Here is a 12,668-nt window from a genome sequence, read left to right as displayed (position 1 = left end):
ACGCTCAGTCGATGCGGCGGCGGTGTGCCCAACGGGTCAGCGCGTTGCGGTTCGACTGCTGCGTCTTGCGCAACACGTTCGACGCGTGCGTCTCGACGGTCTTCACCGAGATCACGAGTTCCTCGGCGATCTCACGGTAGGTGTAGCCGCGAGCGAGCAGGCGCAGCACCTCGAGTTCCCGCGGCGTCAGCGAGTCGAGCTCGGGATCGAGGGGCGGTTCCGGCGCGGCCGACCGGCCGGTGAACGAGTCGAGCACGAAACCGGCCAGACGCGGACTGAACACGGCGTCTCCCCCTGCGACCCGCCGGACGGCGTCGGCCAGATCCGGACCGGAAATCGTCTTCGTCACGTACCCGCGGGCGCCGGCGCGGATGACGGCAATGACGTCCTCGGCCGCGTCGGACACGCTGAGCGCCAGGCAGACCGGCCCGTCCGGGATCCGCTGGAGGACGGCGACGCCGCCGCCGTCGGGCATGTGGACGTCGAGGAGCACGACATCCGGCTTGGTCGCCTCGATCCCGGCGACGGCCTCGGCGACTCCCCCGGCCTCGCCGACGATCTCCATGTCGGCCTCGCGCCCCAGTTCGGCGCGCACTCCGGAGCGGAAGACCGCATGGTCGTCCACCAGGAAGACACGATAGGGACGGTTGTTCTCGGTGGCATCGGACGATGTCGCCGGAATCGAAGTCACTGTGTCTGCTCCTCGGGGTGGGGGTCGTTCACCCCCCACTCTAAGGTCGACTCGGTGTCCTGTTCGCGTTCGGTCTCCGTCCGGCCGGCGCGCGGTGCATGGATGCGCACCTCGGTTCCCTTTCCGGGACTCGACTTCACGACCGTCCGGCCGCCGCGACGTTCGATGCGCGCCCGGATCGACTTGGCCAGACCCTGCCGATCGGCCGGCACCTCGTCGGGATCGAATCCGACGCCGCGATCGCGCACGAACACGCTCACCTGATGCGGTTCCACCTCCGCGAAGAGGTCGACGCTGTCCACCCCGGCGTGCTTGGCGGCGTTGACGAGAGCCTCGCGGGTCGCGCCGAGCACGGCGGTCGCGGCCTCGGGGGTCAGATCGCTGTCATCCGGCGCGACGTCACCGACGATGACGGGTTGAACGGACAGACCGTACTGGTCCTCCACCTCACCGGCGATGGTGCGCAGCGTCTCGGCGAGCGAGGTGCTCGGCGTCTCGTCCCCACCGAACAGCCAGCGGCGCAGTTCGCGTTCCTGGCTGCGCGCCAGTCGCACGACCTCTTGCTGGTCGCCGGCCTGCTTCTGGATGAGCGCGAGGGTCTGGAGTACCGAGTCGTGCAGGTGCGACGCGATCTCCTCGCGCTCCTCGTTGCGCACCCGGGCGGCACGCTCGGTCTCGAGGGCACGCCACATCCGGATCCACAGCGGCACCGACAGCAGGGCGGCACCGACCAGCGTGACCACCACGGCGACCAGCGACGAGCGCAGCGCCGCGACGTCGACCTGCGCGATGACCATCACTCCGAGTCCGGTGACGACGAGGGTCAGGCCGCCGAGTACGCGGGCCCATGTGAGGACCGTCGGATGTGCGGGCAGACCGAGTACCGATCGGGGGCCTTCGACGTCGAATTCACGCCATACGAGCGCCGCACCGACGACCACCACGACGATCGGCAGCACCACCCCGGCGGCACCACCACTGAACAGCCACGAAAGACCCACCGCCAGGCCGATACCCATGAAGGCGAGGCCGATGGCTCGGCGCCGTTCGGGGCCGGTGGGGCGATCGGTGTCGGAGCCCGGGGGCACGAACATCCACAGCAAGCCGTAGGCCGCGATCCCGAACCCGCCGAGGGCGGCGAGCACTGTGAACGCGACCCGCACCTTGGTGGCGTCGATGCCGAGATGGTCGGCGACACCGCCGGCCACACCGCCCACGATGCGACCGCCCACCCGTCGTTCGAGGCGGGGAACGGTCACGGGTAATCCAGGTACCGGTTGCACACCTCGATACTGGCACGGAGATCGCCGGCCCGGCATCGGGGACGAACCCTGATGTCCGGGTTCCGATCGGGCCCTCGGAAATCAGGGTTGGTCCCTGATGTGCCGCGCGCGGAAGCCCAGCAGGATGGGTGCCATGGACACGAGGAGCTTTCAGGACCAGGTGGCGGACATGTGGCGGACCCGCCCCGTGCGTCTGCCGAAGGAGGGGCACATCGCGGGTGTGTGCTCGGGTATCGGAGTGCGCTACGGCGTCGATCCCGTGCTGCTCCGTGTCGTCTTCGTCGCGTCGGCGCTGTTCGGCGGTGGCGGTCTCGTCCTCTATCTGGCCGCCTGGCTGATGTTCCCCCGTCACGGCGACCAGGTCTCCTCGCTCGAATCGCTCGTCGGGCGGGGTGCGAGCTCGGACTCGACCACCAAGGTCGTCGTACTCCTCGTGGCCCTGGCGATCGCGGCGGGTGCCATCGGTCCGGTGGGTGCGGGTTCGGGCGGTTCCGGATTCATCGGAACGCTCCTGCTGCTCGGCGGTTGGTGGCTGCTCTATCAGCGGCGTCCCGAACCGCCGGTGCTGCCGGCGCCCGAGGGAACCTCCTTCCCCACCCAGGCGGCCTTTCCTCAGCCTCCGGTGACGAACGCGTACTGCTCGCCGTGGGGCGCACACACCGGTGCATGGCACATGCAGGCGGGTCCGGCGGCCACGACGACACCGGGCGGAGAGGCAGCCGGCACAAAGACAACCAGCACAGCGGCAACCCCGCCTGCGCAGACCACCGACGCGACGGAGGTCCTGAGCACCACCGACGCCTCGGACACCCCTGCTTCGGGCACCGATTCCACAGCGCCCACCGAGACGACTGAGAGGAAGACGTCCCCGATGCCCGACCTACGCAAGGACACCGACCGCAAGGACACCGACGTTCCGCTCCCGGATGTCGACGCGCTCTCCCCCCACCGTTCGGCACCGCCGGCATGGGATCCCCTCGGGGTCGCCCCGTTCGCATGGGATCTGCCCGAACCGGCACCGAAGCACGAACCTGCGATCGTCACGAATCGACGCTCGCGCCTGACCACGACGGTTCTCGGACTGGCCGTGATCGCCGCTGCGGTGACCGGCGCGCTCGGTGCCGCCGCCGACCTGGCCTGGGTGACCCCCGCCCGGGTGGGTGCCGCGGCCCTCGCGGTCGTCGGTCTGGGCCTGCTGATCGGCGCGTTCCTGCACCGCGGGCACGGACTGCTCGTCGTCACCGGCCCCCTCCTCGGATTCGTCGTCCTCGCCTCGATCGCCGGCCCGGTCGACACCTCCAACTGGGGCGACCGGACCTGGGCTCCGACCAGTACCGATCAGCTCGAGTCCGAATACAGCTTCCAGTTCGGGGCGATGACCCTCGATCTGCGGGGACTCGAACTCACCGAGGACCGCACGGTGCAGGTCGACGGCCGGTTCGGCAGCGTCGAGGTGCTGTTGCCGGAGAACCTGGACGTCCGCGCCGACTGCACGGTCGGTCCCGGTGAGATCAGGGGATGCCCCGCCCCCGGCATCGACGGTGGTGCCGACGGAGTCGACGACGGGCCGGTCCTGGACCTGAACGCGAACATGGAATTCGGATCTCTGGAGGTGCGTCGTGGCTGATCACGAAACCGGAACACACACCGAGGATCGGACCGAGCGCACCTGCAAGGGACCGTCGCTCCTGCTCCTGCTCGCCGCACTGGCAGCGCTGGTCGTGAGCGGATGGGCCATGATCGGGCCGTTCTCCGTCGAGTTCCTCGCCGCCGTCGACCTCGGATGGGTCCTGGTGGGCGCGGCCCTGCTGATCGGAGCGGTGCTGGTCTTCCTCCCCAACCGCCGGAGATAACCACCCCCACCTACGCGACGTCCCCCGGACCTGACCGGTCCGGGGGACGTCGTCTCACCGCTTACGGCGAGCGGAAATCACTCCCACTCGATCGTTCCCGGGGGCTTGCTCGTCACGTCGAGCACCACTCGGTTGACCTCCGCCACCTCGTTGGTGATACGAGTGGAGATCCGCTCGAGGGTCTCGTAGGGCAGGCGCGTCCAGTCGGCGGTCATCGCGTCCTCGCTGGAGACCGGACGCAGCACGATCGGGTGTCCGTAGGTGCGGCCGTCGCCCTGCACGCCCACGCTGCGGACGTCGGCGAGCAGCACGACCGGGCACTGCCAGATCTGTCCGTCGAGGCCGGCGGAGGTGAGTTCCTCGCGGGCGATCGAGTCGGCGCGGCGCAGGATCTCGAGGCGTTCGCGGGTGACCTCACCGATGATGCGGATGCCGAGGCCGGGGCCGGGGAACGGCTGGCGGCCGACGATCTCCTCGGGCAGACCGAGCTGACGTCCGACCGCGCGCACCTCGTCCTTGAACAGCAGGCGCAGCGGCTCGACGAGCTCGAACTCGAGGTCCTCGGGAAGTCCACCGACGTTGTGGTGGCTCTTGATGTTCGCGGTGCCGGAACCGCCGCCGGACTCCACGACGTCCGGGTACAGGGTGCCCTGCACGAGGAACTTCACGGTCTCGCCCTTGTCGGCACCCTCGCCGAGCACCTCGGAGACCGCGCCCTCGAAGGAACGGATGAACTCGCGGCCGATGATCTTGCGCTTGGTCTCGGGGTCGGTGACGCCGGCGAGCTCGCGCAGGAAGGTCTCGGATGCGTCGACGGTGACCAGACGGGCACCCGTCGCGGCGACGAAGTCCTTCTCGACCTGCTGCCGTTCACCCTCGCGCATGAGGCCGTGGTCGACGAACACACAGGTCAGGCGGTCGCCGATGGCGCGCTGCACCAGCGCGGCCGCCACGGCGGAGTCGACGCCGCCGGACAGGCCGCAGATGGCACGACCGTCGCCGATCTGCTCGCGGACCTGCTCGACGAGCGCGTCGGCGATGTTCGCTGCAGTCCAGTCGCCCGGGATTCCGGCGATGTCGTGCAGGAACCGGCTCAGCACCTGCTGGCCGTGGGGCGAGTGCAGCACCTCGGGGTGGTACTGGACACCGGCGAGGCGACGGGCGCGGTCCTCGAACGCCGCGACCGGGGCACCGGCGCTGGTCGCCGTGACCTCGAAGCCCTCGGGGGCCTCGGTGACGCCGTCGCCGTGGCTCATCCAGACGGGCTGCGTCTCGGGCAGACCGTCGTGCAGCACACCTCCGGAGACCGACAGCTCGGTGCGGCCGTACTCGCGCGAGCCGGTGTGCGCGACCGTGCCGCCGAGCGCCTGCGCCATCGCCTGGAAGCCGTAGCAGATGCCGAAGACGGGGACGTCGAGATCGAACAGCGTGGGATCGAGACGCGGTGCGCCCTCCTCGTACACGCTGGCGGGGCCACCGGACAGCACCACCGCGCGCGGGTTCTTCGCCGCGATCTCCTCGACACCGGCCGTGTGGGGCACGACCTCCGAGTAGACGTTGGCCTCACGAACGCGCCGCGCGATCAGCTGCGCGTACTGAGCTCCGAAATCGACGACGACGACCGGTCTGGACTGCTGGCTTTGCGACGACACCCGAACAGTCTAAGCGGCCGCGCCGGGTGTTCCCGACGCGGCCGCTCATCCGATCACTTCCGGGTCGCTACGCGACGCCGCTGTGCTTGACCTCGACGACCGGCAGTCGCAACGCACCAGGTGCGTCGACGGGCACCACGGGGTTCTTCGGTTCGATCGGCGCGATACGACGGTAGGGCTGTCCCTGCTCGGGACGCTGGTCGTCCTCACCCTTGTTGGGCCACAACGACGCAGCGCGTTCAGCCTGCGCCGCGATCGTGAGCGAGGGGTTCACACCGAGGTTCGCGGAGACCGCGGCGCCGTCGACGACGCTCAGCGTCGGGTAGCCGTGGACGCGGTGGTACGGATCGATGACCCCGTGGTCACGATCGGATCCGATCACGGCGCCACCGAGGAAGTGTGCGGTGAGCGGAATGTTGAAGATCTCACCCCACGTGCCGCCCGCGACACCGTCGATCTTCTCGGCGATGCGGCGCGTGGCCTCGTTGCCGGCCGGGATCCAGGTGGGATTCGGCTGCCCGTGGCCCTGTTTGCTCGTGACCTTGCGGCGGCCCAACACACCCTTGGTCGTGTAGGTGGTGATGGAGTTGTCGAGGTTCTGCATCACCAGCGCGATGATGGTGCGCTCGCTCCACCGGTGCACCGAGAGCATCCGCAGCATCTTCACGGGGTTCCGCACGACCTGCCCGAGGAACTTCACCCAGCGCGGAGTGCGTCCGTCGCCGTCGGTCATGAGGGTCTGCAGCAAGCCCATCGCGTTCGATCCCTTGCCGTACCGCACGGGTTCGATGTGCGTGTCGGGGGTGGGGTGGAACGACGACGTGATCGCGACGCCCTCGGTGAGCTTCAGATCGGGATCGATCCGCATCTTCCCGGCGCCGACGATCGATTCGGAGTTGGTGCGGGTCAGTTCGCCGACCTTGTCGGACAGTTCGGGCAGCGCACCGGTGTCCTTGAGGTGGTGCAGCAGGTGCTGCGTGCCCCACGTTCCGGCGGCAAGGACGACGTGCGCGGCCGAGTAGGTGCGCCGCCGCTTGCGGACCCACGCGCCGGTGCGTTCGGTGATCACGTCCCAGGTGCCGTCGGCGGCCTGACGGAGATCGGTGACGGTGGTCAGCGGGACGATCTCGGCTCCCGCCCGCTCGGCGAGACCCAGATAGTTCTTCACGAGGGTGTTCTTGGCACCGTGGCGGCATCCCGTCATGCACTCACCGCACTCGATGCAGCCGGTGCGGTCGGGACCCACGCCACCGAAGTAGGGATCGGCGACCGTGCGGCCGGGTTCGCCGAAGAACACGCCCACGGGCGTCTGGATGAAGGTCTCGCCGACGCCCATGTCGTCGGCCACCGACTTGATCACCTTGTCGGCGTCGGTCATCCGGCCGTACTGCACCACGCCGAGCATCCGCTTCGCCTGGTCGTAGTACGGGCTCAGTTCGTCCTGCCAGTCGGTGATGTGCGCCCACTGGCGGTCCTCGAAGAACGGCGCCGGAGGCTTGTACAGGGTGTTCGCGTAGTTCAGCGACCCGCCGCCCACGCCGGCACCGGCGAGGATCAGGCAGTCGCGCAGCAGGTGCACGCGCTGAATGCCGAAGCAGCCGAGCTTGGGCGCCCACAGGAAGCGGCGCAGGTCCCAGCTGGTCTTCGCGAAGTCGGCGTCGGCGTAGCGGCGACCGGCCTCGAGAACGCCGACCTTGTAGCCCTTCTCCACGAGGCGCAACGCCGTGACGCTCCCACCGAAACCCGATCCGACGATCAGGACGTCGTAGTCCGTGACCCGTTGCTTACCCATGGAACCTCCAGCGGCGAGAGTTGTTACCGGCAAGTATGCACTTCGGCGGTGTGACTACAGGCACAGCCCCAACTCTACCCGTTACGTGGAGTTGCACGAAAACGAAGTGTGAGAAAAATCGATGGCCGGTCACCGCGTCCTGCGACGCTGTGACCGGCCATCGGGATGTACCGGGAAGGTCCTTATCCGCGGACCGACAGACCGACCTTCTGGAATTCCTTCAGATCGGAGTATCCGGCCTTCGCCATCGATCGACGCAGGCCGCCCACAAGATTGAGCGAACCGGAGGGGTCATCGGACGGGCCGAACAGCACCCGGCCGAGGCCCGGTCGCCCGTCCTCGGCGACCCGGACCGCAGCGCCGCGCGGCATCGACGGATGCCCGGCCACGGACGGCCAGTACCAGCCCTTACCCGCGGCCTCCTCGGCGAGAGCCAGGGGCGCGCCGAGCACCACCGCGTCGGCGCCGCACGCGATCGCCTTCGCGAGGTCGCCGGCGTTCTCGATGTCGCCGTCGGCGAGCACGTGGACGTAACGGCCCCCGGTCTCGTCGAGGTAGTCGCGCCGGGCCGCAGCGGCGTCGGCGATGGCCGTGGCCATCGGGATGCCGATACCGAGCGAGGAGGACGTGGTGGTCGCCTGCTTCGTGGAGCCGAAGCCGACGATGACACCGGCCGCACCCGTGCGCATCAGATGCAGCGCGGTGCGGTGGTCGCTGACACCACCGGCGATGACCGGCACGTCGAGCTCCGAGATGAACGTCTTGAGGTTCAGCGGCTCGTCCTCACCGTGGGCCACATGCTCGGCCGAGATGATGGTGCCCTGGACGACGAGGAGATCGATGCCCGCCTTCACGAGCTCGGGCGTGAGGGCGCGCGCATTCTGCGGGCTGACGCGGACCGCGGTGGTCACCCCGGCATCCCGCACCTGCGCGACGGCCGCGGCCAGCAGATCGCCCTGCAGCGGAGCCATGTGCAGTTCCTGCAGGTAACGGACGGCTGCGCGCGGATCCGTGCTCGCGATCTCCGCGAGACGGGTGACGACGGCGTCGACATCGGCATGACGACCCCACAGGCCCTCGCCGTTGATGACACCGAGACCGCCGGCCTTGCCCAGCTCGATCGCGAAGGTGGGCGACACCAGCGCGTCGGTGGGGTGCGCCAGCACCGGGATGTCGAAACGGTAGGCGTCGATCTGCCAGGCCGTCGACACCTCCTTCGACGACCGCGTCCGGCGCGACGGGACGATGTCGACGTCGCCCAGCTCGTACGTACGTCGGGCCGTGCGACCCATGCCGATTTCAACGAGGTCGCGCACGCGCGCCCCTTTCTCCTCTTGGACGATGCTCCCGTCCTAATCGGAACGGGACCCTGCTGCGAACGCGAAAACTACCGGACCACGTAGTTCGGTGCCTCGGCAGTGATCGTGATGTCGTGCGGGTGGCTCTCCTTGAGGCCGGCGGCGGTGATCTGCACGAACTGCGCCTCCTGCAGTTGCTCGATCGTCGTCGCACCGGCGTAACCCATCGCTGCGCGCAGGCCACCGATGAGCTGGTGCGTGACCTGCTGCAGCGGGCCGCGGAACGGCACGCGTCCCTCGATGCCCTCGGGCACGAGCTTGTCCTCGGAGAGCACGTCGTCCTGGAAGTAGCGGTCCTTCGAGTACGACTTGGCCTCGCCGCGGCTCTGCATCGCGCCCAGCGAGCCCATGCCGCGGTAACTCTTGAACTGCTTGCCGTTCACCAGGATCAGCTCACCCGGGGACTCCGTGGTGCCGGCGAGCAGCGAACCGAGCATCGCGGTGGACGCACCGGCCGCCAGAGCCTTGGCGACGTCGCCGGAGAACTGCATACCGCCGTCGGCGATGACCGGCACGCCGTGGGCGCGCGCCACCGTGGACGCCTCGAGGATCGCCGTGATCTGCGGCGCGCCGACACCCGCGACGACACGCGTGGTGCAGATCGAGCCGGGGCCGATACCGACCTTGACCGCGTCGACGCCGGCGTTGATGAGCGCCTCGGTGCCCTCGCGGGTCGCGACGTTGCCACCGATGATCTGCACGCGGTCGCCGACCTCGCTCTTGAGCTTCGAGATCATCGCCAGCACGTTGGCCGAGTGGCCGTGGGCGCTGTCGACGACGAGAACGTCGGCTCCGGCATCGACCAGCGTCATGGCGCGGGTCCAGGAGTCGTCGCCGACGCCCACGGCGGCACCGACGAGCAGACGGCCGTCGCGGTCCTTCGTGGCGTTGGGGTGCTGCTCGGTCTTGACGAAGTCCTTGACGGTGATCAGGCCGGTGAGCTTGCCCTGACCGTCGACGATCGGCAGCTTCTCGATCTTGTGGCGACGCAGGAGACCGAGCGCGGCCTCAGCGGTGACGCCTTCGCGGGCCGTGACCAGCGGAGCCTTCGTCATGACCTCGGCGACCGGGCGGTTCTGGTCGACCTCGAAGCGCATGTCGCGGTTGGTGATGATGCCGACGAGCTGACCCTCGTCGTCGGTGACCGGCAGACCCGAGATGCGGAATCGCGCGCACTTCGCGTCGACCTCGGCCAGCGTGTCGGTCGGCTTGCAGGTGACGGGATCGGTGACCATGCCGGCCTCCGACCGCTTGACGGTCTCGACCTGCGCGGCCTGCACCTCGGTGGGCATGTTGCGGTGCAACACACCCATACCACCGGCCCGGGCCATCGCGATGGCCATGCGGGACTCGGTGACGGTGTCCATCGCGGAGCTGACCAGCGGGATCCGCAGGCGGATCTCGCGGGTGAGCTGACTCGACGTGTCGACCTGACTCGGGACGACGTCGGAAGCCGCGGGAAGCAGCAGCACGTCGTCGAAGGTCAGACCCAGCATTGCGACCTTGTTCGGGTCGTCACCGCCGGTGTGCACGCGCCCTCCGGTACTACTCATGCGGTTCGGACCCTCCGTGACAGTCGATGGGAGCGGACGGCAGAACCGTCCGACAGCAGGAATGAATGAAGGCTGTGCGCGCTCGTCGCACCGACGGGCGGTTGGAGAGCGGCACGCACCCCTTCATGTTATCTGTTCGGGGAACAAGCTCGGCTCCCACCCTGTTCCCCGATGTTCGTCACATCACCCCGTGTGATTTCACGGCGTGTCCCCTGGCGACCGCTGGCGCAGACCCCCTCGGTCTGCGTACCGTGGAGTCGTGCGTGATCAGTTGCCTCCCGGACTCCCACCGGACCCGTTCGCAGGAGACCCCGACGATCCGTCCGCAGCACTGGACGCGATCGAGCCGGGCCAGCCCCTGGATCCTGCGGAGCGGCTCGCGGTGGAAGAGGACCTCGCAGACCTGGCCGTCTACGAGGCGCTGTTGGCTCCCCGCGGCGTCCGCGGACTCGTGGTGTGCTGCGAGGACTGCCACCAGGACCACTACCACGACTGGGACATGCTGCGGGCGAACCTGCTGCAGCTGCTCGTCGACGGCACCGTCAGACCGCACGAGCCGGCCTTCGATCCGTCCCCCGACGCCTACGTCACTTGGGACTACTGCCGCGGCTACGCGGACGCGTCCATGAACGAGGCTCTTCCCGTCGACCCCTACGGTCTGGATTCCTGACCGACTGTTCCCCACGCGGACCACGCATCACGTCACTTCCACGAACGACCCGGGCCCGACAGCACATGCTGCCGGGCCCGGGTCGTTCTGTACTTCTAGCCGCCTTCCGAAGTGGTCACGGACCCCGGAGCGAAATCTGCTCCCGGTCCGTCCTGCGTCGACCGCGGCGACGATGCCGTCGTCGTCGGAGCGGGAGTCGGGGAAGAAGCCGAGGTCGACGGAGGAGCCTCGCTGGGCACCGACGGACCCGGCGTGCTCGACGGGGGCGGTGGCGCGGTCTGCGACGGCGTCGTGGTGTTCGAAACCGGAGGCGGCGGCGCTTGCAGGATGGTCGGATCCACCGTCGTGGAAGTGGGCGGCACGGTCGTGCCGGTTTCCGCACCGGTCGTCGGGGCAGGCTGCTGCCCATCCGTGCCGGGCGTCGTGACCGGCGGGGGCACGACGGCACCGGGAACCACCGGCACCTCGGGTGCCACCGGCGCTGCCGGCGGCGGAGGCACCTGCGGCACCAACCGGCCGAGTTCCTCGGCGAGGCGTTGCACCCAGTCGCCGAGCGCATCGCGCTCCTCCGCGTCCCGGACGTCGCCCGAACGGGACTCCGCGGACGTCAGCAACTCGCGTGCTTCCTCCGTGTTGCCCTCGGCGATGAGTTGTTCGGCACGCTCCAGGGTCGATGTGGTGTCGATCCGGGCCTCGGTGGATTGCGCCTGCTCACTGAACACGACCTGCTTGACGCCCCACAACGGGTCGCCGGGCTCGGCGCCGTAGGACACGGCGGTCGCGCTGCCGACGGCGATGGCGACGAGCGCTGCTGCACCTGCGAGCGGACGGAGCAACCGGAGTTGCCCCTTCGATCTCGGGCGCAGAGGGGTGACCTCCGGGGCCCGAGCGAGCGTTTCCCGTGTTCCCAGTTCCCGGTGGACGGCGGCGACCACTTCGTCGAGGTCGGGGCCGGCGGGCATCGGTTCGGCGAGGATCTCTGCACGCCAGTCGGCGAGCAGAGTGGCGAGTTCGTACTCCTCGTTGTCCTTCGTCTCGACGAGCCCGTTACCGGAGATCGCATCGATCAGCGCGTCGTCACGACGCACGGCGGCGAGGTCCACGGAGGTTTCGTCGTCGGGAAACTCGTCGTCGAAGCCGTCGCCCGAGAAACGCCCCCTACCCATTCCGCTCACCTGCTCTCGTGACTTCCTTCTTGAGTCTCGCGATGGCCCGGTGCTGGGCCACCCTGATCGCTCCTGCAGTACTACCCACTGCTGCGGCCGTCTCCTCGGCCGACAATCCCATGACGAGACGGAGGATGAGGATCTCGCGCTGCTTCTCCGGGAGGATGCCCAGCAGCTGCTTCATCTGCCGGCCCGCCTCGGAGTTGATCGCGTATTCCTCGGGGCTGTCGTCGAGCGACATCACCTCCGGCACATCCGCCACGGGTTCCGCGCGGTTGCGCGCCGCACTGCGGTGCGCGTCGGCGACCTTGTGAGCAGCGATCCCGTACACGAACGCCATGAAGGGGCGGCCTTGGTCCTGATATCTCGGCAAAGCGGTCATCACGGCCAGGCACACCTCCTGTGCAACGTCGTCTGCAGAGAGCTGGCCGCGCTCTGCAGATCCGACCCGTGCGCGGCAGTACCGCACGACGAGGGGCCGGACACTTGCAAGAACCTGAGCGAGAGCCGCCCGGTCGCCTTGCGCAGCCGCAGCAACCGCGGAGTCCAACTCCTCACCCATAACAGTCATCGATTGCGCAAGTCCTGGCGTTACAGACGGCACCACCCCCCGGGCGGGCTTCCACCTGACCGTGGAACACCCCCAGAGT

Annotated in this window: 11 protein-coding genes; 3 read left to right on the top strand and 8 right to left on the bottom strand. The window is 68.9% G+C overall.

The genetic code is table 11. The annotated features are described in order from the left end of the window. Positions 1-4: 4 nt before the first annotated feature. Positions 5-691 carry a response regulator transcription factor gene (locus NVV99_RS15440; protein WP_006550085.1) on the bottom strand — a complete coding sequence of 229 codons (687 nt, stop codon included), beginning with the start codon at positions 689-691 and terminating at the stop codon, positions 5-7. Continuing rightward, positions 688-2,010: an ATP-binding protein gene (locus tag NVV99_RS15435; protein WP_231414021.1), complete on the bottom strand. Its 1,323-nt coding sequence runs from the start codon at positions 2,008-2,010 to the stop codon at positions 688-690. The genes NVV99_RS15440 and NVV99_RS15435 overlap by 4 nt, the downstream gene beginning before the upstream one ends. A gap of 97 nt (positions 2,011-2,107) precedes the next feature. Between NVV99_RS15435 and NVV99_RS15430 the strand changes: the two genes are divergently transcribed. Together NVV99_RS15430 and NVV99_RS15425 are read left to right on the top strand one after the other, a co-directional pair. Next, positions 2,108-3,601 (top strand): PspC domain-containing protein, encoded by a 1,494-nt coding sequence (locus tag NVV99_RS15430; RefSeq protein ID WP_024101585.1) that lies wholly within the window; start codon positions 2,108-2,110, stop codon positions 3,599-3,601. Then, a complete protein-coding gene (locus NVV99_RS15425; protein ID WP_024101586.1) occupies positions 3,594-3,827 on the top strand; it encodes a hypothetical protein in 234 nt (77 codons plus the stop codon). The genes NVV99_RS15430 and NVV99_RS15425 overlap by 8 nt, the downstream gene beginning before the upstream one ends. Before the next feature lie 77 nt (positions 3,828-3,904). Here NVV99_RS15425 and guaA read toward each other — a convergent pair whose 3' ends face one another. From guaA to guaB, 4 genes are all read right to left on the bottom strand, one after another. Then, positions 3,905-5,479 carry a glutamine-hydrolyzing GMP synthase gene (guaA, locus tag NVV99_RS15420; protein ID WP_024101587.1) on the bottom strand — a complete coding sequence of 525 codons (1,575 nt, stop codon included), beginning with the start codon at positions 5,477-5,479 and terminating at the stop codon, positions 3,905-3,907. Positions 5,480-5,546: 67 nt separating this feature from the next. Next, a complete protein-coding gene (locus tag NVV99_RS15415) occupies positions 5,547-7,271 on the bottom strand; it encodes a GMC oxidoreductase (RefSeq protein WP_024101588.1) in 1,725 nt (574 codons plus the stop codon). Between the two features lie 182 nt (positions 7,272-7,453). Beyond that, entirely contained in the window at positions 7,454-8,587 is a 1,134-nt protein-coding gene (locus NVV99_RS15410) for a GuaB3 family IMP dehydrogenase-related protein (RefSeq protein WP_006550079.1), read from the bottom strand. A 71-nt stretch (positions 8,588-8,658) separates the two neighbouring features. Continuing rightward, on the bottom strand, positions 8,659-10,182 hold the full coding sequence (guaB, locus tag NVV99_RS15405) for an IMP dehydrogenase (protein WP_041803418.1): 1,524 nt from the start codon (positions 10,180-10,182) through the stop codon (positions 8,659-8,661). A 259-nt stretch (positions 10,183-10,441) separates the two neighbouring features. Between guaB and NVV99_RS15400 the strand changes: the two genes are divergently transcribed. Continuing rightward, complete coding sequence (locus tag NVV99_RS15400; protein WP_006550077.1) at positions 10,442-10,852, top strand: DUF5319 domain-containing protein; 411 nt, start codon at positions 10,442-10,444, stop codon at positions 10,850-10,852. A 95-nt stretch (positions 10,853-10,947) separates the two neighbouring features. Here the strand turns inward: NVV99_RS15400 and NVV99_RS15395 are convergent, their stop codons facing one another. Both NVV99_RS15395 and NVV99_RS15390 read right to left on the bottom strand, forming a co-directional pair. Continuing rightward, positions 10,948-12,018 carry an anti-sigma-D factor RsdA gene (locus NVV99_RS15395; protein ID WP_019288579.1) on the bottom strand — a complete coding sequence of 357 codons (1,071 nt, stop codon included), beginning with the start codon at positions 12,016-12,018 and terminating at the stop codon, positions 10,948-10,950. Then, the gene (locus NVV99_RS15390; RefSeq protein WP_019288580.1) at positions 12,011-12,589 is read right to left on the bottom strand and encodes a sigma-70 family RNA polymerase sigma factor; all 579 of its coding nucleotides are present in this window, start codon (positions 12,587-12,589) and stop codon (positions 12,011-12,013) included. Before NVV99_RS15390 ends, NVV99_RS15395 begins: the two co-directional genes overlap by 8 nt. Positions 12,590-12,668: the final 79 nt, after the last annotated feature.

The sequence above is a fragment of the Rhodococcus sp. PAE-6 genome (genome assembly GCF_025290685.1).
Classification (GTDB): Bacteria; Actinomycetota; Actinomycetes; order Mycobacteriales; family Mycobacteriaceae; genus Rhodococcus; species Rhodococcus pyridinivorans.
This window is presented reverse-complemented; position numbering and strand designations above follow the sequence as displayed.